Origin of the sequence: Streptomyces sp. NP160 (assembly GCF_006335115.1) — a bacterium.
Lineage (GTDB): Bacteria > Actinomycetota > Actinomycetes > Actinomycetales > Quadrisphaeraceae > Quadrisphaera.
Map to the genome: position 1 here is coordinate 62,514 of NZ_VDMJ01000028.1, position 21,653 is coordinate 84,166.

Here is a 21,653-nt window from a genome sequence, read left to right on the forward strand (position 1 = left end):
GTCATCGCGGGGACACCGCCTGAGGGGACGGCGCCCGCCCACCCTGCGTCGCCGCGGCGGGCGATGACCATGGACGACGCGCACACACTGGCGGCCACGGGGTGTGCGCGGTACACACCTGTCGTGACCACCCTGGAGGGGACCGGCACCGTGGCCGGTCGTCCGCTCGGCTCCTTCGCGGCGCCGTCCCCGGCGGCGCTGCTGCGGGCCGTCCACGACTCGGCCACCGACCTCGCCAGCGTGCGCGACCGCTCGGTGATCCTCCGGGCACTGGTCCGCCGCACCCGCGCCCTGCTGGGCGCCGACATGGCCTACCTGTCCCTCAACGACCTCGACGCCGGCGAGACGTGGATCCACGTCACCGACGGCGTGCGGACCCGCGCGTACGCCGAGATCCGCATGCCCTTGGGCACGGGCATCCTCGGGTCCGTGGCCGCCGGCGGGACCTCGGTGCACACCGACGACTACCTCGCCGACGCCGACCTCAACCACCTCACCCACATCGACGAAGCGGTGGCCGCCGAGGGGGTGCGCGCCATCAGCGGCGAGCCGCTGCGCGTGGACGGGCACCTGGTCGGGGCGCTGCTCGTGGCGCACCGGACCCCGGTGGCGATGCCGCCGGCCGGGCTGGAGGCGCTGCGCCTGCTGGCCCTGCAGGCCGCCGTCGCCCTCGAGCAGACCCGCCGCGCCAGCGAGATCGCCGCGCTGCGCGCCGCCGCGTCCACCGCCCAGGGCGACGCCGACCTGCTCGACCTCGACGCGCGCCTGCTCGCCGCCGTCGGCGGCGGGGGCGGGTGCCGCGCCGTGGTCGAGGAGCTCGCCGCCGCGGTGGGCGCACCGGTGGTCCTGGTCGACGACGACGCCCGCGTCCGCTGCAGCGCCGGCGGCCGTCACGCGGACCTCGACGACGACGGTGGGGCGACGGCGGTCGTCGTCGTGCCGGGCGGCCCCGCCGGGGCGAGCCGGCTGGTCAGCCCGGCCGTGGGGGAGCGCGCTCACCGCGCGCTGGGCCGCGGGGCGCTCGCGGCGGCGGCGGCGCTGCAGGTGGAGCACGAGCTCGCCGAGGCCGCCGACAGGTCGCCGTCAGCGCTGCTCGACGACCTGGTCGACGAGCGCGGAGTGCGCCGCGAGGTGCTCCAGGAGCGCGCGCTGGCGCAGGGCCTCGACCTGCGCGAGCCGTCCTCGTCGCTGGTGGCGGTGGTCCCGCCGGCCGACCGCCAGCGCAGCGTGGCGGCGCTGCGCCCCCTGGTGGAGGGCCGCGGACTCGTGGCCGTGCACGCGGGCCACGTCTGCCTGGTCTGCTCGCGGCGGGGTGCGAGCTCTGACGAGCTGGGTGCCGCGGCGCAGGCGGCGCTGGCGGGGGCGGGGGTGAGCGCCGTGGTCGGCTGCGCCGACGCGGAGCCCGCCGTCGCCGCGCGCGGCACCGGGTCCGTCGGGCGGGCGCACGCCGAGGCCGCGCAGGTCGCGCGGGCCGCGCAGGTGCTCGGGTGGCGCACCGGTCACGCCGACAGGGCCCGGCTGGGCGTGGCCGGGCTGCTGCTGGGCGGTGCCGACGAGGGCGTGGTGGACGCGATGGTCGAGCGGTTGCTGGGCCCGGTGCTGGCCTACGACGGCGAGCACGGCACGCACCTGGAGCAGACCGCAGCGGCGGTGCTCGAGGAGGGGTCGCGCAGTGCCGCCGCCGCGCGGCTGTTCGTGCACGTCAACACGGTCCGGCAGCGCGTCGAGCGGCTCGACGCGCTGCTCGGCGCCGGGTGGGACGGCCCGCCGCGCAGCCTGGACGTGCAGGCCGCGCTGCGGCTGCGCGCGCTGCGCCGGGACGGCTGACGGGTCCGCCCCGGCCCCTCACCCGGCCCGCTGAGACCGGGGTGGGCGGTGCGACCGGTGCGCGCGGCGAGCGACCACCACCCCGCGCAGCCCCACGACCAGCACGACGAGCGCGGAGGCGCCCACGCCCGCCCCGATGTGCCACCGCAGCAGCAGCGCGCCGGCCAGGGCACCGACGAGCATCGCCGCGACGGCCCCGACCCGCCGCAGCAGCACCGCGCGGTCGTGGGTGCGCCCGGTCCAGCGGTGGTCGGCGGACAGCCCGACCAGCGCCGAGGTCACCACCACCGTGGGGACGTCGGGGACGCCGACCCGCCGCGCCGCCACCGCCTGGGCGCCCATGGCCGCCGCGGTGACGGCGGTGACGACGTCGAGCCAGGCGCTCGACAGCGGCGTGACCGCCAGCGCCAGCGCCACGCCGCCGACGACGGCGGCCACCGCCACCAGGGTCCACGCCGACAGAAGGTCTGCGCCCGCGCGCGGTGCCCGGCCGCGCCCCAGGCGGCCCAGCAGCGCCGCACCGGCCACGAAACCCGCCAGCGCCAGGCCGGCCCGCAGCAGCGTGCTCGCGTCGTACCCGGCCAGGCCCAGGCCGATGAAGATGACGTTGCCGGTCATGTTGGCGGTGAAGACGCCGTGCAGGCCGAGGTAGGTGGCGGCGTCGAGCACGCCGGTGGCGAAGGTGACCAGCAGCATCGGCACCAGCGCCGACGTCGCCTCCGGGGAGCGCGGCTCCACCGCCGCGGGCGGCGCGACGCCGGGCGCGACGGCCGGTCCCGTCTCGGGGAGCACCACGGGGGACGAGCCGGGCGCGGCAGCGCCCGTCGTCGTCCTCGGAGCGGTGGCCCGGGTGAGCGTCGCTGCGAGGTCGGCCTCGTCAGGGGTGGGACGTCCGGGGGTCATCGCGGTCCTCGGTCGGGCGTGGTGCGCGGGCGCAGCCACGCGTAGCACAGCGCCCCGGCGAGCAGGCCCCACACGGCGCTGCCGATGCCGGCCACGCTGACGCCGCTGGCCACCACGAGGAACGCCAGGACGGCGGCGGTGCGGTGCTCGGCGGGGTGGCCCTCCTGCACCGCGGAGGCCAGGCCTCCCAGGAACGCCCCCAGCAGCGCGAGACCCGCGACCGCCTGCACGAGCAGCGGCGGCGCCGACGACACCAGCGCGGCGGCTGCCGTCGAGAGGAGCGCCAGACCGAGGTAGGCGACGCCCCCGGTGACGGCTGCCGGCCAGCGGCGGCGGGGGTCGGGGTGGACGTCGGGACCGGCCATGATCGCCGCCGACAGCGCGGCGAGGTTGAGGGCGTGCACGCCGAACGGCGCGCCCACCACGGTCGCGGCGCCCGAGCCGACGAGCGCGGCGCGGGCCGGCGGGTCGGGGTAGCCGGCGCCGCGCAGCACGGCCAGGCCCGGCACGTTCTGGCTGGCCGTGGTGACGAGGTACAGCGGGACGCCGATGCTCAGCAGCACCAGTGGGTCCAGCTGCGGGGTGGTCCATGTGAGCACGGGCGCCCAGCCGAGGCCGCCTGCCGCCGCGGCGGGGCCCGCACCCTGCTCGACGGTCAGCGTCAGCACCAGGGCGACCACGAGCGCCGCCGGGACGGCCCAGGCCGGGGCGAGCCGCCGCAGCACCAGCCACACGACGACGACGGCGCCACCGGCCAGCGGCTCGCGGGCCACCGCCGTCACCGGCGCCAGGCACAGGGGGAGCAGCACGCCGGCCAGCAGCGCTCCCGACAGCGGCGCGGGCACGCGGGTGACCAGGCGTGAGAGCGCGGGCCAGGCCCCGGTGAGCACCACGAGCGCGCCGCACAGGACGAACGCGCCGACCGCCTCCGGCCACGTCACGCCGCCCGCGCCCGCCGCCACGAGGACGGCGGCGCCCGGGGTCGACCAGGCGAAGGAGACCGGCATCCGGGTGCGCCAGGAGAGGGCGATGGCGAGCACGCCCTGCAGCGCGCAGAGCGCCACGAGACCGGAGGCGGCCTGCGCCGGGGTCGCGCCGACGGCCGCCAGACCGGTCAGGACCACGGTGAAGGAGCTGGCGTACCCCGTGACCGCGCCGACGACGCCGGCCGCGACCTGCCTGCCGATCCCCTCCCGCGGCTCTCGCCCGTCGTCGCCCCGACCGACTCCTCCTGGCACTTTCCGTGGAAAGCGCGGAACGGAGGGGCCTTCTTGGTGCACTTCCCGTGGAAAGTGCGAAGGGGAGGGGGACGACGACGGAGGGGGTGGGGTGCTCATGCGGTCCACCGCGCCGGGGTCCGCGACGTCGGGGCGCTCGCCACGGCGCGCGCCCGCGCCTCGCGCAGCACGGACACGAGCGCCGGGGCGTCCTCCGGGGCCACGGTCAGCGGCAGGCGCAGCCACCGGTCGCCCGTACCGTCCACCGTGAAGCGCGGCCCGGGGACCAGGCGCACCCCCAGGTCGAGGGCGTGGGAGACCAGCTGCGTGGCGCCCGGCGTCGGCAGCCCCACCCACAGGACCAGCCCGGCCTGCGCCGGCCTCACCGCCCAGTCCGGCACTCCCGCCGCCAGCGCCCGCAGCAGCCCGGTGCGGCGCTCCGCCAGGAGCGCGCGCCGCTCGGCCAGCAGCTCCGGGGCCCGCGCCAGCAGGTGCACCGCCACCAGCTGGTCGAGCACGGGGGAGGTGATGTCCAGACCGGCCCGCACCTGCGCCAGCCGTGACACGAGCTCCGGTGAGGCCCGCACCCAGCCCAGCCGCAGCCCGGCCCAGAAGCTCTTGCTCACCGAGCCCAGCGTCACCACCTCCTCGCCGCGGCGCGCTTCCGCCAGCGCCGCCAGCGGCGTCTGCGCCGCGGCCGGGTCCACCAGGTCGGCGAAGGTCTCGTCGACCGCCACCACCGGGCTGCCGCCAGGTCCTGCCGAGAGCGCCGCGAGCAGCTCGGCGCGCTGGTCGTCGTCCTGCACCAGGCCTGTGGGGTTCTGCGCGTCGGGGGTGACGTGCGCCAGCACCGCCTCCGTCATCGCCCGTCGGCCCGCCGGCGACGCGGGCAGCTCCCACCCGTGCTCACCCACCGGCAGCGGCACCGGGCGCACGTGGTGGGCGCGGACCGCGTCGACGACGGCGGGGTAGGTGGGCTGCTCCACCAGCGCCCGCTGGCCCGGGCGCGACAGCGCCCGCAGCAGCAGGTTCCAGCCCTGCAGCGCCCCGCTGGTGACCAGCACCTGCTCCGGCGCCGTCGCCAGCCCCCGAGCGCTGAGGTGGCGGGCCACCGCGTCGCGCAGCACCGGAAGCCCGAAGGCGTGCATCCCGTGGTGGGCCAGCTGCAGCGGCAGGTCTGCGCTCGCGGCGGCCACCGCGTCGAGCACGGCGGCGGGCGCAGGCAGCGCCGCCATGGTCAGGTCGAGCACGCCCTCGGGCTCGCGCTCGGCCCCGGGGTCGACGTCGGGCCGCTCCACCGGGCGGGCACCGGTCGGCAGCGCCACGCGGCTGCCCGCCCCGTGCGCGCTGCGGAGGTACCCCTCCGACCGCAGGACGTCGTAGGCGGCGCTGATGGTCGTGCGGCTCATGCCGAGCGCCGCAGCCAGGGCCCGCTCGCTGGGCACGCGGGCGCCGACGGGCAGGCGCCCGTCGAGCGCGAGCCCGCGCACGCCGTCGGCGACGGCGCTGTACGCGGCGCCCGCGCCGAGCCAGGGCGCGAGGAGGGACGAGAGTCGGCCAGGGTCCACCCGTCCATCGTGGCGGACTTGGCCCTGTCGAGGCAGTGCCAAGTGGAGAACAGTGGCCTGGTGCCCCGGACCGACCGCCCATCGCTGCTCTCGCGGGTCCTGCTGCCCGTCGTCCCCGACCGCCGCCCGCTGCGCGCGCTCGTGCTGGTGCTCGGCCTGGCCGCCTACGGCGCGAGCATCGCCCTCATGCTGCGCTCCGACCTGGGCGTCATGCCGTGGAGCGTGCTCGACCAGGGCCTGTCCCGGACCTTCGGGGGCGAGGTGGGCACCTGGTCGATCGTGACCGGTGTCGTCGTCCTGCTGTGCTGGGTCCCGCTGCGGCAGCGGCCGGGCGTCGGCACGCTCGCCAACGTCGTCCTCGTGGGCCTGTCCATCAACGCGACCCTCGCACTCGTCCCGTCCGGCGCGGGCGACGGCGCGGTGGCGGCCTGGTCGCTGCTGCTGGTCGGCGTCGTCCTCAACGCCCTCGCCACCGGCGTCTACGTGGGAGCGGGTCTCGGCCCTGGCCCTCGCGACGGGCTCAGCATCGGCCTCGCGGCCAAGGGCCTGCCGCTGCGCGTGGCGCGCACCGGGGTGGAGCTGCTGGTGCTGGGGATCGGCTTCTCCCTGGGCGGCACGGTCGGGTGGGGCACCCTCGTCTACGCCCTGGCCATCGGTCCGATGGTGCACCGGACCATCCCCGCGTTCCGCCTGCGCACGCCCGATGGGCGCGCCGGCGGTGCCGCCGGCCCGGCTGCCGCTCCCGCGCACTGACCTCTCAGCCGCGGCCCGGGTGACGGGGGCTTCCCCTGGGCCGCGCGCAGGAGCACCCTGCGGGGCGTGGCTGATGACGACGACGTCCGGCGCCTCGCGCTCGCGCTCCCCGACACCACGGAGAAGCGGTCCTGGGGCACGCCCGGGTTCCGCGTGCACGACAAGCTCTTCGCCCGGCTGCACGACCAGCCCGGCGTCCTCGTGCTGCGGCGCGCCAGCGTCGAGGACGCCGAGGAGCTCGCCACCGCCGACCCGGTCGCCTTCTTCCGCACCGACCACTACGCGGGGCACCCCTACGTGCTGGCGCGGCTGGCCGAGCTCGAGGTGGACGAGCTCGCCGAGGTGCTCCGCGAGGCGTGGGAGGTGCAGGCCCCCTCGCGCCTGCGCGAGCAGCACAGCTGAGCCGGTGCCGGTGCCGGTGGGCTCAGGCCCGGTGGGCGGCTGAGGCCCGCTTCCGGGCCCTGACCCGGTCCCCGGGCTGCCCACCGGGTTCAAGGCTCCTCACCCCACCCCCCTCTTCGCGACGATCGAGGGAGGGAGGGAGGGAGCGAGGGCTGTCGGACGCGGCGCACAGACTGGGCACGTGACGGGTCCGCGGGAGGTGCTGCTGCAGCGCCGCGGTCCCGACGAGGTGCTCGCCGTCGTCGACGGCGAGGCGGTGGCGCTCGGCGAGGGTGAGCTGGCGGCCTTCGTGGCCCGGCTGGAGGCCACGGGCGCCGGGCCGCGGTGGGTGTGGGACGACACCACGCGCTGGTACCCGTCGCTGCTGGCCGCCGGGGTGCGGGTGCGGCGCTGCCTCGACCTGCGGCTGGTGCACCGGGTGCTGCGGCGGGCGCCCGGCGTCGACCAGGACGTGCTGGCGACCGCCGCGACGGCGGCGTGGGACGAGCTGGCGCCGCTGAGCGCCACCGCGGCGACCGCGGGGTCAGCCGGTGGGGGCGCGGAGGGGCTGTTCGACCTGCACGTGCACGTGACGGCCCTCGACGCCGCTGCCGAGCACGCCGCGCAGCAGGCGGCCCTGGCGGCGGTGGCCGGCGAGCAGCGGGGGCGGCTGCAGCTGCTGCTCGCCGCCGAGAGCGCCGGCGCGCTGGTGGCGGCGGAGATGACCCACGCCGGGCTGCCGTGGCGCGCCGACGTCCACGAGGCGCTGCTCGCCCGGGAGCTCGGGCCGCGGCCGCCGGCGGGGGAGCCGCCGGCTGTGCTGGCGGCGCTGCTGGCTCGGGCCCGTGAGGCGCTGGGCGCCCCGTCCCTCAACCCCGACAGCCCCGCCGACCTCCTGCGCGCCCTGCGCCGCGTGGGCCTGGTGCCGCCGGACACCCGCTCCGGCACGCTGTCGCAGCTCGACCACCTGGCGGTCGTCCCGCTGCTGGAGCACCGGAAGCTGTCCCGGCTGCACGCCGCCAACGGCTGGCGCTGGCTGCGGGAGTGGGTGCACGACGGGCGCTACCGCCCCGACCACCTGCCCGGCGGGGTGGTGAGCGGACGCTGGGCCGCGCAGGGCGGGGGAGCGCTGTCGGTGCCGGCGGTGCTGCGCCCGGCGGTGGTCGCGGACGAGGGCTGGCGGCTGGTGGTGGCCGACGTCGCCCAGCTCGAGCCGCGCGTCCTGGCGGCGGTCTCCGGCGACGCCGACCTGGCCCGCGCCGCGGCCGGCGGGGACCTCTACCAGGGCGTGGTGGACAGCGGCGCCGTCGCCACGCGCTCCGACGCCAAGCTCGCCGTGCTCGGCGCGATGTACGGCGCCACGGCCGGCAGCGGCGGTCGCATGGTCGAGCACCTCGCTCGGCGCTACCCCCGTGCCGTGGAGCACCTCGAGCTCGCCGCGGCGGCGGGGGAGCGCGGCGAGGTGGTGAGCACGTGGCTGGGCCGCGGGTCGCCGCGGCCGCGGGGGTCGTGGACGCAGCAGGCCCCCGACGTGCCGGCCAGCGAGGCGGACCTGCGCGAGCGCCGCTCCTGGGGGCGCTTCACCCGCAACTTCGTGGTGCAGGGCTCGGCCGCGGAGTGGGCGGCCAGCTGGATCGCGCTGCTGCGCGAGGAGCTGTGGCGGCTGGGAGCCGACGGCCCGGTGGAGCAGCGGCCGCACCTGGTGCTGTTCCTCCACGACGAGGTGCTCGTGCACACGCCCGCCGCGCTGGCCGACGACGTCGTGGCGGCCGTGCGGGGCGCGGCCGAGCGCGCGGGGTGGCTGCTGTACGGCGAGTTCCCCCTCACCTTCCCGCTCGACGTGCACGTGGGCCGCTCCTGGGCCGACGCCGACGGCGGCTGAGGGCCGGCGTCCCACGCGCTGACCGCGAGGTGTCGGAACCCTGCCGCGTCTGGTCGGAACCAGCACCCGGTTCCGACCAGACGTGCCAGGGTTCCGGCAGGTCCAGCCGACCTCGGAGGACTGGGCGTCCTGCTGTCGGGGGTGGTCCCTAGCGTCCGGAGCCGTGCGCCAGCCCGACGACCTCGCCGACGTCCGCGCCTCCTACGACCGCGTCGCCGACGCCTACGTGCAGACGGGCGCCGGCCTCCTGGGGCCCGAGCCCTGGTTGCGCGCAGCGCTGGCGGCTTTCGCCGAGCACGTCGCACCGCTCGGCCCGGTGCTGGACGTGGGCTGTGGTCCGGGCACCACCACCGCGCACCTCGCGGGGCTCGGCGTGGACGTGCGCGGTGTGGACCTGTCGCCGCGGATGGTCCAGCACGCCCGGCGGCTGCACCCCGGTCCGTCTTTCGACGTCGCCTCGGCCACCGAGCTGCAGCTGGCCGACGCCTCGCTCGGCGGGGCGCTCGCCTGGTGGTCGCTGTTCAACCTGCCGCGCGACGTGCTGGCGGAGGTCGTCGCCGACCTCGCCCGCGCGCTCGTGCCCGGCGGCCAGCTGCTGCTGGGCACCCACGTCGGCGACGAGGACGTGCCCCGCACCAGCGCCTACGGCGTCGACGGAGTGCGTTGGACCACGCACCGGTGGCTGCCGGAGGCGCTGGTCGCCGTCGTCGTCGGCGCCGGGCTGGAGCCGGTGACCGAGCTGCGCTTCCCCGCCCGCGGCACCCAGCCGCCCCAGGTGCTGCTCTGCGCGCAGCGGCCTGGCGTCACCGGGCGGGTCTAGCGTCGGGCACCGTGGACGACGACGAGGTCCTCACCTGGCTGCTCGACTCCGACCCGGCCCTGCGCTGGAAGGTGCAGCGCGACCTCACGGGCGAGCCGCCCGCGGTGTGGGAGGCCACTCGGGCGCGCACGGCCACCGAAGGGTTCGGGGCCCGGCTGCTGGCCCTGCAGGACGACGACGGGCAGTGGGCGGGCGGCCCCTTCTTCCCGCGCGAGGTGCGCGAGGGCACGTTCCCCGACGAGCCCGGCCAGCCGTACACCGCCACCACCTGGTCGCTGAACCAGCTGCGCGAGTGGGGCGTGCCCGCCTCCGCGCTGCGCCCGCGCACGGCGGAGCTGCTCGCCGACGTGCGCTGGGAGTACGAGGACCTGCCGTTCTGGGGCGGCGAGGTCGACGTCTGCATCAACGCGTTCACGCTGGCCAACGGCGCGTGGCTCGGCGCCGACGTCTCCGCGGTCGCTGCCTGGTTCCCCGAGCACCAGCTCGACGACGGCGGGTGGAACTGCGAGTGGGTGGAGGGCTCGACGCGCAGCTCCTTCCACTCCACGCTCAACGCCGTCGTCGGGCTGCTCGACCACGAGCAGCGCACCGGCGGCTCCGACGCGCTCCGCGCGGCCCGCCACCGCGGCGAGGAGCACCTGCTGCGGCGCCACCTGCTCCGCCGGCTCAGCACCGGGGAGCCGGTGGGGGAGTGGGCCACGCAGCTCGCGCACCCCTACCGCTGGCGCTACAGCGCGCTGCGCGCCGCCGACCACCTGCGGGCCGCGGCCCAGCACGACGGGCGGGCCCCCGACCCGCGGACGGCCGAGGCCGTCGCGCTGGTCCGGGAGGCTCGCGACGACGACGGCACGTGGCACCAGCAGGCCCGCCACCCGGGGCGGGTGTGGTTCGACGTCGACGCCGGGGTGGGCGAGCCGTCGCGGTGGCTGACGTTCCACGCGCTGCGCCTCCTGGCGTGGTGGGACGCTCCCGCCGTCGACGCGCATCCCGCCACGGGTTGACGCGCCGCACTGATCACTGCGGTGACGATGCACCGGTGACCGAGCCCGGACGTCCGCAGGCAGACCTCACCGACGAGCGGCTCGCCCTCGCGAAGGCCGTCACCGGCCTGCTCGAGTGGGCGCAGGAGACCACCGCCGAGCGCGTCCCGGAGCTGGTGACCCGCCTCCGCGGCCACCTCGGTGACGGAGCCGCCGACGCCGCCGTCGTCAGCCGCGAGTTCGCGGTGTTCGACCGTGTCAACCTGCAGCTGGCCCTGGACGCGTGGACCGCGGAGCCCGGTCGTTCGGTGGAGGTGGTCGGCTACACGATCCCGCCGCACTTCGGGACGGTCGACGTCGCCCAGATGCTCCAGGGCAGCCACCTGCCGCCGCTGCGGGTCACCGCGCCGCCCGTGGACGACCTGCCGTCCGGCCCCACGAGCACCACGGCGGTCTGGCGCGCGGTGCTGCTGCTCGTCGGCGACCACCGCGGCCGCCACGCGCTCCACGTGCGCGGCCCGGCCGACCAGCACGGGCACAGCGGGCTGACGGTGGAGGTCGCCGGGCTCGAGACGGCCCGGGCCCAAGAGCTGCTCGGCGAGCTCGAGGCGCTGCGCTCGGCCAGGAACGTCTACCGCGGCCAGGTGCTGGAGATCAGCGCGAACGACCACGGCGGGGTGGCGCTGCGCTTCCCCGACCTGCCCCGCACCGACCGCGACGACGTCGTCCTGCCCGAGAGCGTCCTCGCCCGGGTCGAGCGGCACACCCTCGCCGTCGCCGCGCGCCGCGAGGTGCTGCGCGCCAGCGGCCAGCACCTCAAGCGCGGACTGCTGCTCTACGGCCCGCCCGGCACCGGCAAGACCCACACCACCCGGTACGTCGTCACGCACCTGCCCCAGACCACCGCCCTGCTGCTCTCGGGCCGTTCGCTGCACCTCATCGGCGCGGTCGCGGCGATGGCGCGCGAGCTGCAGCCCGCCGTCGTCGTCCTCGAGGACGTCGACCTCGTCGCGGAGGACCGCTCCTACGGACACGGGACGAACCCGGTGCTGTTCGAGCTGCTCGACGCCATGGACGGCGCCGCCGCCGACGCCGACCTGCTGTTCCTGCTCACCACCAACCGCGCCGAGGCCCTCGAGCGGGCGCTCGCGGCCCGGCCCGGCCGGGTGGACGTCGCGCTGGAGATCGGACTCCCGGACGCCGACGCCCGTCACCGCCTGCTGCGCCTCTACTCCCGGGCGGTGCCGCTGACCGCTGGTGAGGAGGTGGTGGCCGAGGTGGTGGCGCGCAGCGAGGGCGTGACGGCCTCGTTCGTGAAGGAGCTCGTGCGCCGCGCGGTGCTGGAGGCGGCGATGGCCCAGGACGACGAGGCGACCAGCGCCGGTGAGGCGGTCCGCGAGGTGACGGGGGAGCACCTGCGGCACGCCCTCGACGACCTGCTCGACTCCTCGCAGGCGCTGACGCGAGCCCTGCTCGGCGTCCCGGCCGACCAGGGCTCCGCTCCCGACGGCGAGGAGGTCACGGTCTACGAGGGCAGCTACGAGCCGGGCGTCCAGGTGGTCCAGACGGCTCAGCAGCACCGGTCAGGCGGCGGCTGGTTCCGCCACTCGCCCTGACCCCCACGTGATCATGGGCGGTTGGCCACCCGAGGTGGCCGACCGCCCATGATCACGAGCACCGGGGGTGGCTCAGAGGGCGAGGCGCGGGTAGTCGGTGTAGCCCTGCGCGCCGCCGCCGTAGAACGTGGAGCCGTCGGGCTCGTTCTCGTCGGCGCCGACCCGCCAGCGCTCGGCGAGGTCGGGGTTGGCGATGACCGGGCGACCCACCGCCACGGCGTCAGCGACCCCGTCGGCCACGAGCTGCTGGGAGAGCTCACGCGTGCTCGGCGCGCCGAAGCCGTTGTTGGCCACGAGCGGGGCGCCGGCGCGGCGGCGCAGGTCCTGCACGAGGCGGCTGCCGAGGTCGGCGTGCAGCACGGACAGGTAGGCCAGGCCCAGGTCGCCGATGCCGTCGGTGAGCGCCGCGTAGGTGGCGGCGACGTCGTCGGCGTCCTTCTCCCACACGTCCTGGATGTTGTGCGCCGGGCTGATGCGCAGGCCGGTGCGGCCGGCACCGACGGCCTCGGCCACGGCGCGGACGGTCTCCACCACGAACCGGGCGCGGGCGGCCGGCGTCCCGCCGTAGAGGTCGGTGCGGGTGTTGGAGGCGGGGGAGAGGAACTCGTGGAGCAGGTAGCCGTTGGCGCCGTGCACCTCGACGCCGTCCAGACCCGCGGCCACGGCGCGCTTCGAGGCCGTGACGAACTGCTCGCGCACCTCTTCGATCTCGTCGAGGGTCAGCGCGTGCGGCGCCTCGTAGGACTTCTTGCCGGCGTGCACGTGCACCTCGCCCTCGATGGCGACGGCGCTGGGCGCCACGACGCGGTCGGTGCCCGTGATGTCGACGTGCGAGACGCGACCCGCGTGCATGACCTGCATGACGATGGTGCCGCCGGCCTCGTGCACGGCCTCGGCCACCCGGCCCCAGGCGTCCTGCTGCTCGTCGGTGGTGATGCCCGGCTGGCCCGGGTAGCCCTGGCCCTCCTTGGAGGGGTACGTGCCTTCGGTGACGATGAGGCCGAGGCTCGCGCGCTGCGCGTACATCTCGGCCACCAGATCACCGGGCACGCCGGCCTCGCCGGAGCGCAGGCGCGTCAGCGGCGCCATGACGATGCGGTTGGCCAGCTTGAGGTCGCCGAACACGGCGGGGGTGAAGAGGTCCACGACGGGTGCCAACGGACGACCGCTCGCGATCTGTTCCAAGTTTCAACGAGCGTGGCGATCGCCACAGATCGCCGGGCCGGCGTTTGAGGTCAGTCCTGCGGGGGAGGGCCGGCGGCCAGCGCCGCCGCGATGACCGCGCTCAGGGAGTCGCGCAGGGCCACGAGGTCGCCGACGTCCATGCCCAGCCGGGCCATGACCGTGCGCGGCACCTCCAGGGCCTGCTCCCGCAGCCCGGCACCGGCCTCGGTGAGCTCGACGACGACGACGCGCTCGTCGCGCCCGTCGCGGGTCTTGGTGACCAGGCCCGTGCTCACCAGGCGCTTGAGCAGCGGCGACAGTGTGCCGGAGTCGAGCTGGAGCAGGGCGCCGAGCTCCTTGACCGTGAGCCGTCGGTGCTGCCATAGCGCCAGCATCACGAGGTACTGCGGGTGGGTCAGGCCCAGCGGCTCGAGCACCGGCCGGTAGAGCCCGATGACGCTGCGGGCCGCCACCGCGAGGGCGAAGCAGACCTGCTGGTCCAGGGCCAGGAGGTCGGGCTCGGCGTCCGGGGCGGCGGCGGTCACGCGTGACAGCCTAGCGACCGGCGGCGTACGATTCGGTTGCACGCAATCAATCAGGTCGAGGGGCTGCTGTCGTGTCGTTCTTGCGCAGGGTGTTCGGCCGGCTCGACCGCGCCGTCGGCTCGGTCGAGCAGAACCTCAAGGCCGTCTACGGCGGCGCCCAGGTGGACGAGCAGCAGGCGGGCACCCAGGCGGCCCGCGCCGAGCACCGCCTGTCGGGCGTGCAGGGCCAGTACGAGGTGCACCGCGACGCGACCGGTCGCACCTACCTCGTCTCCAAGCCCGCCGCCTCCGCCGAGCCGACGCCACCGCCGGGCGAGCGCTGACCGTCGCGGGCGGGGCCGGGCGGGGTCAGGGGGAGTCGGGCACCTCGAACTGCACCCTGACGATCTGCTCGCACAGCGGCGCGAAGAGCTCGCGCCGGATGCGGTTGTGCTCCTCGTCGAGGTCGTAGGCGCGGTAGCTGGCCTCGTCCGCCCAGTCGTTGGTGATGGCGAAGTCCCACGGCTGCTCGCGCAGGCGCAGGTCCGTCCCGACCCGGCGGGCCAGGCAGCCGGGGGAGTCGAGGGCGGCGATGGCGTCCAGGCCGGGCTGCACCTCCGCGAGGTCCACGCCCTCGCGGAGCTTGCCGACCACCACGTTGCGGATCACCCGCCCATCCTGGCGCGCGACGCTGCTGCCCGTCAGGCGCAGGCGACGCCGTCGCCGTCCCGGTCCAGCCGGGGGTTCCAGCCCGGGTCGTCGCTGTGCAGCGGCGCCGCCCCGGCGGCCTTGGCCGCCGAGCAGCTGGCGTACGGCGCCGTGGTGGCCGCGTCCGCGGGCGCGCTCGTGGCGGCCGGCTGCGGCCCGACCCCGCCGTCGTCGCGGGGCAGCGCCTGGTGCGGGCAGGTGCTCAGCACGCCGGCCATGGCGTCGTGCTCGGCCTGCGTGACCCACGCGCCGTACTTGGCCTTCACGGCGATCTGCCGCGCGACGTACTGGCAGCGGAAGTCCTTGTTGGGCGGCAGCCACGTGGCGGCGTCGCCGTCGCCCTTCGCCGAGTTCAGCGGCCCGTCCACGGCGAGCAGGTTCAGCGGGTCGTTGGCGAAGTGCTCGCGCTTGTCCGCCGGCCACTGCTGCGCTCCGGTCTGCCAGGCGTCGGAGAGCGCCACGAGGTGGTCGATCTGCACCTCGGCGCTGCGCGGCCCGCGCTGGAAGCGGATCTGCTTGGGGGTGTACGGGTCCACCAGCACGCCGCTGGAGACCTGGCACGGGTCGGCGCGGCTGTAGACGACGTCGGTCAGGTCGCGCGCCAGGACGTCGTCGCGGGTGTCGCAGCCGTTCGCGTCGACGTCCTGCCACGCCTGCCCGAACTGCTCGCGCGAGTAGCCGGTCTTGGGTGCCTTCCCCTTGACGGGCAGGCGGTCCAGCGCCGCCACCGCCGAGCCTGCGGGAGCCTCCTGCGCGTCCTGCTGCGGGTCGCCCAGCAGCACGTCGAGAGCGCCGCCGAGGCCGCCGGCGGATCGGGCGATGAGCACGAGGAGCACGACCAGCACGACCGCTGCGACGACGACGCCGACGCGGGACCGCACAGGGCGGGTGGCCCCCCGGGGGGAAGTCCGGGACACGCGGCCGAGCCTGTCACGTCGGTCCCACCGGGCGCAGGGACACCGCGCGCCCCTGTGGACGGACCAGCGCTGCGGGGGACGGCGATGTCGTCGTCGTCCCGGTCGATCTCGTGCCCGCCGTGGCAGCCTGCGCCGGTGACGACCCCTGCGGCCACCGGCCAGCCCGCCGACAAGTCCCAGCTCACCGGCGGACGCCAGTACCACGTGGGGGTGGCGCCCGGCGAGGTCCACGAGGTGGTGCTCATGCCGGGGGACCCGTTCCGGGTGGCCCTGGTGGCCGAGCAGCTGGACGACGTCGTGGAGGTGGCCCACCAGCGCGAGTACCGCACCGTCAACGGCACGTTCCGCGGCATGCCGATCACCGTCTGCTCCTCGGGGATGGGGTGCCCGTCCACGGCCATCGGCGTGGAGGAGCTCGCCAACGCGGGAGCCACGACGTTCGTGCGGGTCGGCTCGACCGGTGCGCTGCAGCCGGGGATGGCCATCGGTGACCTCGTCGTCTCCGAGGGCACGCTGCGCAACGACGGCACCACGGCCCAGTACGTGCCCCTGAGCTACCCGGCGGTGCCGGACCTGCGGCTGACGATCGCCCTGGCCGACGCGTCGCTCGCACTGGGTGAGCAGAACGGCTTCGGGGTGCACGTGGGGCTCAACGCCTCCGACGACGCGTTCTGGGCGGAGACGCCCGAGCACCTCGCGGGCCTGACGAAGCTCGGGATCCTCAACGTGGAGATGGAGAGCTCGGCGATGTTCGTCGTGGCTCGCCGGCGCGGGCTGCGGGCGGGGATGGTCTGCGCCGTCTCGGCCAACCTCGCCACGGGGGACGTCGTCTACGGCCGGCCGAACGAGCGCCTGCACGTGGGGTGGGTCCACAGTGTGACCGCGGCGCTCGAGGCGGTGCACGCCTTGTACGCCTCGTAGTACTAATGCTACGTTCGTGAGCATGGGGAGGGCACCACGCAGCAGTGAGGATGCGGTGCACGACCGCATCGCCGTGCTGCGCGCCGAGCGGCGCACCAGCCGCAAGGAGCTCGCCGAGGCCGTCGGCGTGCACCCGCAGACCATCGGCTACCTGGAGCGCGGCGAGTACAGCCCGTCGCTCGCCCTCGCGCTGCGCATCGCCAGGTACTTCGACCTCCCCGTCGAGGCCGTGTTCAGCCTCGAGCCCCTGCCACCGCTCAGCGCCGAGCTCTACGGAAGGACAGCCCGATGAACGCCGCGACACGCACCCGCCCCAGCACCCGCTCGACCGGCCTGGCCGCCACCTTCGAGGACGAGCGCTACGCCTGGACCCGCCGCACCAGCACCCGCCGGGCCGGCGTGCTCGCTGAGGTGGTGCTGCTGGCCGCGATGGTCGTGGTCGCGCTGCTGGCCGCCGTCGAGGCCCTGCCGCTTGTGCCGTCCGTCGTCGTCTGGACCGCCGGGTTCCTCCTCTTCATCCCGCTGCGCGCCGTGGTCAACCTCGGGGTGCGCGGTGTCTTCGACCGCCGGGCGGCCACCCTCGACGAGGTGCAGCGCACCATGCGCGACGCCTCCTCCGCTGCCGTCAACCCGCTGCGGGTGGCGCTGGGCCTGGTCGCGGTCGCCGCCGCCGTGGCGGTGGCGCTGCACGCGCCGGTGCCGACGCAGGGCTACGCCGTGGGCTTCGGGCTCTGGTTCGCCACGTGGCTGCTCTCCACCTGGCACCTGGCCTGGACCCTGCCCTCCGAGGACGACTGACCCCCCTCGCAGCCGTGATCATGGGCGGTCGGCCGCCAGTCGGCGGCCGACCGTCCATGATCACGGCTGGGTGGCGAGGACGGTGACGGGCTGGCCCGCCCAGACGTCCTCCTCCACGACCTCCAGGCCCAGGCGCCGCGCCACCGCCAGCGACCGCCCGTTGCTCGTCGCGACGAAGCAGGCCACCCGCTCCAGACCGGACCCCGGCGCCGCCGTCAGCCAGGCGCGGCCCGCCTCCGTGGCGTACCCGTGGCCCCAGGCGGAGCGCGCCAGCCGCCACCCGACCTCCACCGCGTCCGGGCGGCGCCGGTGCCGGCCGAGACCGCAGAAGCCGAGGAACGCGCCGTCGTCCTTCCGCTCCACGGCCGCGAGGCCGTACCCGTGCACCTCGAAGCAGGCGTCGGCGTACCGCGCCAGCCCGTCGGAGGCCTCGCGGTCCAGCGGTCCGGAGGCGAAGTGCTCCATGACCTGCGGGTCGGCGTTCATCGCGGCGAACGGCTCCAGGTCGGCCTCGCGCCACCTCCGCAGCAGCAGCCGCTCCGTCTCGAGCACCACCTCCGGCTCGCCGCGCGCGGCCCAGCTGCCGAAGCGGTGCCCGGGAGCCAGCAGCGACGCCGGCACGACCACCTGCTCCGGGTGGGCGTCCACGCGGGCGCGCAGGTCGGCGACCGCGCGGGCCACCGTCGTCGTCGCCGTGTCGACGACGACGGCGGGCGGCTCGTCGGCGTCGCGCTGCCAGGCCGGCCGGGCGGTCACCGACTCCCACGTCGGGACGACGTGCCCGGGCAGGTCGGCGGTGCGCTCGCGCACCCGGCGCTCGTGCACGGCCGGGTCGGAGCAGGTGACGTCCACCTCGAGCAGCGGCACCCCCACCTCGGCGGCGAGGGCGCGCCAGCCGTCGCGGGCCGCCCGGACGGGGTTCACCGCGTCGAGGACCGCGTGGCGGCCGCTGCGCAGCGCATCCCGGGCCAGCACGTGCGCGAGGCGGTAGCCGGTGGGGTCGCCGTCACCGTCGCGCAGGCCGAGCGCGGCCTCGAACGCGTCGACGCGCACGTGGGGAGCGCCGAGGGAGCGCGCCAGCTCCCGGGCGAGGGTCGTCTTGCCGACGCCGGGCAGGCCGCTGAGCACCACGAGCACGACCCCACCCTCCCACCGTGATCATGGGCGGGGGGTGCGGGTCAGGCGGTGGGGAACGCGTCCTTCAGGCTGCCGCCCACCACGGTCCAGCCGACCGTGCGGCGCTCGGCGACGATGCTGCCGTCGGTGACGAACGGGTCCTGGTCGACGGTCGCGTCGACCTCGGCGGCGGACGCCCCCTCGAAGACGAGCACGGCGCCGTCGGCGTCGGTCGGGCCGGACACGAGCAGGTTCGGCAGCGTGCCGAGCCACTCCCGGTGGACCGGGCGCACTGCGCTGCGGTGCTCCGCGTCGGCTGTGTACGAGTACGTCACCACGAAGACGGCCATGGCAGCAGTCTTGCTCACGCCCGTCGGTGGGCCAGCACCACGCTGTCGGCGAGGTGGCCGTGCTCGGGTGTCGACCCGGCCGGCCCGGCAGCGGGGCGTTCTGCGACCTCGGCCCGCAGCACCTCCCACTCCCGGCCGAGCGCCAGGTCCGCCAGCACCTGCTGCGGCGTGGGGAAGCCGATCCGCGCCTGCGCGTCGAGGTCGGCCCAGGGCGGCGGCTCGGCGTGGTCCACCACGAGCAGGTGCCCTCCGGGAGCCACCGCGGCGGCCGCACGCCGCAGCACCTCCGGCCGCGGCCAGCCCACGGGCGCCTGGAGGAACTGGGCGTTCACCAGCTCGAACTCACCGTCGGGGAACGTCTGCGTGAGGTCGTGCCGCTCCAGGACGACGTCGACGCCCCGTGCCGCCGCCGCGCTGCGCGCCTTCGTCACCGCGGCGTGCGCGACGTCCACCCCGGTCACCGACCAGCCGCGCTCCGCGAGCCAGACGACGTCGCCGCCCTCGCCGCAGCCCAGGTCGAGCGCCCGCCCGGGCGTCGCACCGCGGGCCTCGAGCGCCGCCACGGCCTCGACGAGCCGGGCGTTCGCGTTCCCGCTCCACCGGGTGCCGGTGCCGCTGTACAGCTCCTCCCACCAGGCGGGCAGCCCGGCGGCGGAGTCGGGGATCGGCGGCATCTCGCGCCGCGGGCCGCCGTGCCCGTGCCCGTGCCCGTGCTCGTGGGTGTGCTCGCTCATCGTGCAGCTCCGGCCAGCTCGACGTCGCGTACGGCCGCCGCGGCGGCGGCCAGGTCCTCGTGCGCCAGGTCCATCGTCATCGCCGCACCCGCCTGCATCCCGGCCGCCGCCACCGCGGGCACCGTGGCCATGGGTGCGGCGGCGTTCCCCGCCGCCCACACGCCGGCGACGCTCGTGGCCCCCACCGGGTCCACCACCACGGCGCCCGTCGCTGCGACGGACCCCATCACCTCCACGTCGGTGACCTCCACGCCCAGGGCGTGCGTCAACGCCGTGTCGATGCGCACCTGCGACGCGGCCACCACGAACGCCACCTCCAGTGCGGCGCCGGAGGCGAGCTCCACGCGCACGCCGCCACCGTCGCCCTGCCGCTCACCGGCGAGCGGCTCGACGGCCGCCACCTCGCCGTCGACGAACTCCACGCCGGCCGCCTCCAGCTGCCCTCGCTGCGCGGCGTCGACGTCCGGTCCGGTGTGCGACAGGACCACCACGCGGTCGCTGACGTTGCGCCACAGCGTCGCGGCGTGCGCCGTCATCGGGCCGGTCGACAGCACCGCGACCGCACGGCCGCGCACCTCCCACCCGTGGCAGAACGGGCAGTGCAGCACGCGCGAGCCCCACAGGTCCGCGAGCCCCGGCACCGGCGGCAGGACGTCGGTGCCGCTGTGGGCCAGGAGCAGCCGGCGCGCCGTCGTCGTCCTGCCGTCCTCGAGGACGACGGCGAAGCGCAGCGGCTCGCCCTCGCCGCTGCTGCGCTCCAGCGACGCCACCCGGCCCTCGACGACGGTGCCGCCGAAGCCGGCGAGCTCCGCGCGGCCCGCGGCGACGAGCTCGCGCGGAAGCGTGCCCTCGCGTCCGAGCAGGTTGTGGACGCCGTCGGCGGGAGCGTTGCGCGGCTGGCCGGCGTCCACCACCAGCACCGACCGCCGCATGCGCGCCAGCGCCACGGCGCCCGCCAGCCCGGCGGCGCCACCGCCCACCACGACCACGTCGTACTGCTCGTCCAGTGCTGCAGCGCTCATGCCGGAGAGCCTGCGCGCGTAGGTGCCGGATCGACAAGCGACCTTGCTGGAACGGCAAGCGGAGGAGCATCCTGGCGCGGTGATGGCACCCCTGCGCGTCGCTGCCGCCCAACCCGCCGTCGTCCACGGAGACCTGCTCGCCACCGCGGCGGCGCACGCGGACGCGGTCCGGCGCGCGGACGCCCGGCTGGTGGTCTTCCCGGAGCTGTCGCTGACCGGCTACGTGCTGGACGCGCCCGCCGTCGCCCTCGACGACCCGGCGTGGGACCCGCTGGTCGCCGCGTGCGCCGAGCACGGGACGACGGCGCTGGTCGGCGCCCCCGTGGAGGAGGACGGGCGGCGCGCGCTCGGCGTCGTCGCCGTGGACGGGACCGGTCCGCGGGTCGTCTACCGCAAGGTGCACCTGTACGGGGAGGAGGTCGACCACTTCACCGCGGGTCCCGGGCCGACGGTGGTGGACGTCGACGGGTGGCGCGTGGGGCTCGCCGTGTGCCGCGACACCGGCATCGCCGAGCACACCGCGGGCACCGCGGCGCTGGGCGTCGACCTGTACGCGGCGGGCGTGGTCGACGAGCCGGCGGCGCTGCCGGTCATCCGCTCGCGCGCCGTGACCAACGCGCTCGCCTGCGCAGCGCCGGTGGCCGTGGCGAGCGCCGCCGGCCCGGTGGGGCCGCGGCACGGGTTCCCGCAGACGGCCGGCGGCTCGGCGGTGCACGACGCCGACGGCGAGGTGCTCGCGGCGGCCGGCGCGGAGCCGGGCGAGGTCGTCGTCGTCGACCTGGAGCCCCGGCGTGGCTGACGCCGGCTCGTCAGGCGGTCTCGACGGCGTGCTGGACGCCGTCGGCCCGCGGCTGAAGGCCCTGCGCCAGCAGCGCGGTGCGACGCTGGCGCAGCTGTCGGAGGCCACGGGCATCTCGGTGAGCACGCTGAGCCGGCTGGAGTCCGGGCAGCGCCGTCCGACGCTGGAGCTGCTGCTGCCGCTGGCCCAGGCGCACCGGGTGGCGCTCGACGAGCTGGTCGGCGCCCCCGCCACCGGCGACCCGCGGGTGCACCTGCGCCCGCAGCGGGCGCAGGGCCGGACGGTGGTGCCGCTGACGCGCCAGCCGGGCGGGCTGCAGGCGTGGAAGATCGTCATGGCGGCCGAGCCGGACCGGACGCCCGAGGCCGACGGCCTGAAGGTGCACGAGGGCTGGGAGTGGTTCTACGTGCTGGCCGGGAGGGTCCGCCTGGTGCTGGGCGAGCACGACCTCGTGCTCCGCGAGGGCGAGGTGGCGGAGTTCGACACCCGCACGCCGCACTGGTTCCACAACCCCGGGCCGGGACCGGCCGAGCTGCTCAGCCTCTTCGGCCCCCAGGGGGAGCGGATGCACGTGAGGGCCCGTACCCGCCGCGACCCCGTGGTCTGAGCCGGGCACCGCGGTCGTCCTCCCACGGTCTCGCAGGGTCAGGTCG

24 protein-coding genes are annotated in these 21,653 nt (G+C 76.5%); 13 read left to right on the forward strand and 11 right to left on the reverse strand.

Translation table 11 applies throughout. The features are described from left to right. Positions 1–123: 123 nt before the first annotated feature. Positions 124–1,827, forward strand: coding sequence for a GAF domain-containing protein (locus tag FHN55_RS15085; RefSeq protein ID WP_180357861.1), 1,704 nt, complete (start codon positions 124–126; stop codon positions 1,825–1,827). Between the two features lie 18 nt (positions 1,828–1,845). On the opposite strand, the gene FHN55_RS15090 is transcribed toward FHN55_RS15085, so the two are convergent. From FHN55_RS15090 to FHN55_RS15100, 3 genes are all read right to left on the reverse strand, one after another. Then, complete coding sequence (locus FHN55_RS15090) at positions 1,846–2,730, reverse strand: YoaK family protein (protein WP_218974696.1); 885 nt, start codon at positions 2,728–2,730, stop codon at positions 1,846–1,848. After that, positions 2,727–3,968, reverse strand: a complete 1,242-nt coding sequence (locus FHN55_RS15095) for a benzoate/H(+) symporter BenE family transporter (RefSeq protein ID WP_218974697.1) — start codon at positions 3,966–3,968, stop codon at positions 2,727–2,729. Before FHN55_RS15095 ends, FHN55_RS15090 begins: the two co-directional genes overlap by 4 nt. A gap of 95 nt (positions 3,969–4,063) precedes the next feature. Further along, positions 4,064–5,515, reverse strand: coding sequence for a PLP-dependent aminotransferase family protein (locus FHN55_RS15100; RefSeq protein WP_180357862.1), 1,452 nt, complete (start codon positions 5,513–5,515; stop codon positions 4,064–4,066). 60 nt (positions 5,516–5,575) lie between these two features. Between FHN55_RS15100 and FHN55_RS15105 the strand changes: the two genes are divergently transcribed. The 6 genes from FHN55_RS15105 to FHN55_RS15130 all read left to right on the forward strand — a co-directional run bounded on the left by FHN55_RS15105 (position 5,576) and on the right by FHN55_RS15130 (position 11,947). Continuing rightward, a complete protein-coding gene (locus FHN55_RS15105; RefSeq protein WP_180357863.1) occupies positions 5,576–6,268 on the forward strand; it encodes a YitT family protein in 693 nt (230 codons plus the stop codon). A gap of 66 nt (positions 6,269–6,334) precedes the next feature. Further along, complete coding sequence (locus tag FHN55_RS15110; RefSeq protein WP_139713153.1) at positions 6,335–6,670, forward strand: MmcQ/YjbR family DNA-binding protein; 336 nt, start codon at positions 6,335–6,337, stop codon at positions 6,668–6,670. Positions 6,671–6,851: 181 nt separating this feature from the next. Continuing rightward, positions 6,852–8,531: a bifunctional 3'-5' exonuclease/DNA polymerase gene (locus FHN55_RS15115; protein WP_180357864.1), complete on the forward strand. Its 1,680-nt coding sequence runs from the start codon at positions 6,852–6,854 to the stop codon at positions 8,529–8,531. Between the two features lie 163 nt (positions 8,532–8,694). Further along, positions 8,695–9,351, forward strand: coding sequence for a class I SAM-dependent methyltransferase (locus FHN55_RS15120; protein ID WP_139713154.1), 657 nt, complete (start codon positions 8,695–8,697; stop codon positions 9,349–9,351). An 11-nt stretch (positions 9,352–9,362) separates the two neighbouring features. After that, positions 9,363–10,352: a squalene cyclase gene (locus FHN55_RS15125; protein WP_139713155.1), complete on the forward strand. Its 990-nt coding sequence runs from the start codon at positions 9,363–9,365 to the stop codon at positions 10,350–10,352. A gap of 35 nt (positions 10,353–10,387) precedes the next feature. Then, positions 10,388–11,947, forward strand: a complete 1,560-nt coding sequence (locus FHN55_RS15130; RefSeq protein WP_139713156.1) for an ATP-binding protein — start codon at positions 10,388–10,390, stop codon at positions 11,945–11,947. Between the two features lie 72 nt (positions 11,948–12,019). Here FHN55_RS15130 and FHN55_RS15135 read toward each other — a convergent pair whose 3' ends face one another. Further along, positions 12,020–13,105, reverse strand: coding sequence for an alkene reductase (locus FHN55_RS15135; RefSeq protein WP_257571030.1), 1,086 nt, complete (start codon positions 13,103–13,105; stop codon positions 12,020–12,022). 77 nt (positions 13,106–13,182) lie between these two features. After that, positions 13,183–13,656: a MarR family winged helix-turn-helix transcriptional regulator gene (locus FHN55_RS15140; RefSeq protein WP_139713157.1), complete on the reverse strand. Its 474-nt coding sequence runs from the start codon at positions 13,654–13,656 to the stop codon at positions 13,183–13,185. Between the two features lie 71 nt (positions 13,657–13,727). On the opposite strand from FHN55_RS15140, the gene FHN55_RS22815 reads away from it, so the two are divergent. After that, complete coding sequence (locus FHN55_RS22815) at positions 13,728–13,979, forward strand: hypothetical protein (protein WP_180357865.1); 252 nt, start codon at positions 13,728–13,730, stop codon at positions 13,977–13,979. A gap of 25 nt (positions 13,980–14,004) precedes the next feature. Here FHN55_RS22815 and FHN55_RS15150 read toward each other — a convergent pair whose 3' ends face one another. After that, positions 14,005–14,304, reverse strand: a complete 300-nt coding sequence (locus FHN55_RS15150) for a Dabb family protein (RefSeq protein ID WP_139713158.1) — start codon at positions 14,302–14,304, stop codon at positions 14,005–14,007. 32 nt (positions 14,305–14,336) lie between these two features. Further along, positions 14,337–15,260 carry a DUF1524 domain-containing protein gene (locus FHN55_RS15155; RefSeq protein WP_139713159.1) on the reverse strand — a complete coding sequence of 308 codons (924 nt, stop codon included), beginning with the start codon at positions 15,258–15,260 and terminating at the stop codon, positions 14,337–14,339. 135 nt (positions 15,261–15,395) lie between these two features. On the opposite strand from FHN55_RS15155, the gene FHN55_RS15160 reads away from it, so the two are divergent. From FHN55_RS15160 to FHN55_RS15170, 3 genes are read left to right on the forward strand one after another with little or no spacing between them, the layout of a single operon-like run. Continuing rightward, a complete protein-coding gene (locus tag FHN55_RS15160) occupies positions 15,396–16,181 on the forward strand; it encodes a nucleoside phosphorylase (RefSeq protein WP_180357866.1) in 786 nt (261 codons plus the stop codon). A 22-nt stretch (positions 16,182–16,203) separates the two neighbouring features. Then, positions 16,204–16,473 carry a helix-turn-helix transcriptional regulator gene (locus tag FHN55_RS15165; RefSeq protein WP_139713161.1) on the forward strand — a complete coding sequence of 90 codons (270 nt, stop codon included), beginning with the start codon at positions 16,204–16,206 and terminating at the stop codon, positions 16,471–16,473. Further along, positions 16,470–16,979: a hypothetical protein gene (locus FHN55_RS15170; protein WP_139713162.1), complete on the forward strand. Its 510-nt coding sequence runs from the start codon at positions 16,470–16,472 to the stop codon at positions 16,977–16,979. Before FHN55_RS15165 ends, FHN55_RS15170 begins: the two co-directional genes overlap by 4 nt. A 60-nt stretch (positions 16,980–17,039) precedes the next feature. Here the strand turns inward: FHN55_RS15170 and FHN55_RS23305 are convergent, their stop codons facing one another. From FHN55_RS23305 to FHN55_RS15195, 4 genes are read right to left on the reverse strand one after another with little or no spacing between them, the layout of a single operon-like run. Then, positions 17,040–18,116 (reverse strand): GNAT family N-acetyltransferase, encoded by a 1,077-nt coding sequence (locus FHN55_RS23305; RefSeq protein ID WP_218974698.1) that lies wholly within the window; start codon positions 18,114–18,116, stop codon positions 17,040–17,042. Positions 18,117–18,157: 41 nt separating this feature from the next. Next, complete coding sequence (locus tag FHN55_RS15185; protein ID WP_139713163.1) at positions 18,158–18,463, reverse strand: YciI family protein; 306 nt, start codon at positions 18,461–18,463, stop codon at positions 18,158–18,160. After that, positions 18,460–19,179 (reverse strand): class I SAM-dependent methyltransferase, encoded by a 720-nt coding sequence (locus FHN55_RS15190; protein ID WP_218974699.1) that lies wholly within the window; start codon positions 19,177–19,179, stop codon positions 18,460–18,462. The genes FHN55_RS15185 and FHN55_RS15190 overlap by 4 nt, the downstream gene beginning before the upstream one ends. After that, entirely contained in the window at positions 19,176–20,201 is a 1,026-nt protein-coding gene (locus FHN55_RS15195) for an FAD-dependent oxidoreductase (protein ID WP_139713164.1), read from the reverse strand. Before FHN55_RS15195 ends, FHN55_RS15190 begins: the two co-directional genes overlap by 4 nt. 82 nt (positions 20,202–20,283) lie before the next feature. On the opposite strand from FHN55_RS15195, the gene FHN55_RS15200 reads away from it, so the two are divergent. Together FHN55_RS15200 and FHN55_RS15205 are read left to right on the forward strand one after the other, a co-directional pair. Continuing rightward, positions 20,284–21,000, forward strand: a complete 717-nt coding sequence (locus FHN55_RS15200) for a carbon-nitrogen hydrolase family protein (protein ID WP_218974707.1) — start codon at positions 20,284–20,286, stop codon at positions 20,998–21,000. Next, the gene (locus FHN55_RS15205) at positions 20,993–21,607 is read left to right on the forward strand and encodes a helix-turn-helix domain-containing protein (RefSeq protein ID WP_139713166.1); all 615 of its coding nucleotides are present in this window, start codon (positions 20,993–20,995) and stop codon (positions 21,605–21,607) included. The genes FHN55_RS15200 and FHN55_RS15205 overlap by 8 nt, the downstream gene beginning before the upstream one ends. Positions 21,608–21,653 lie beyond the last annotated feature (46 nt).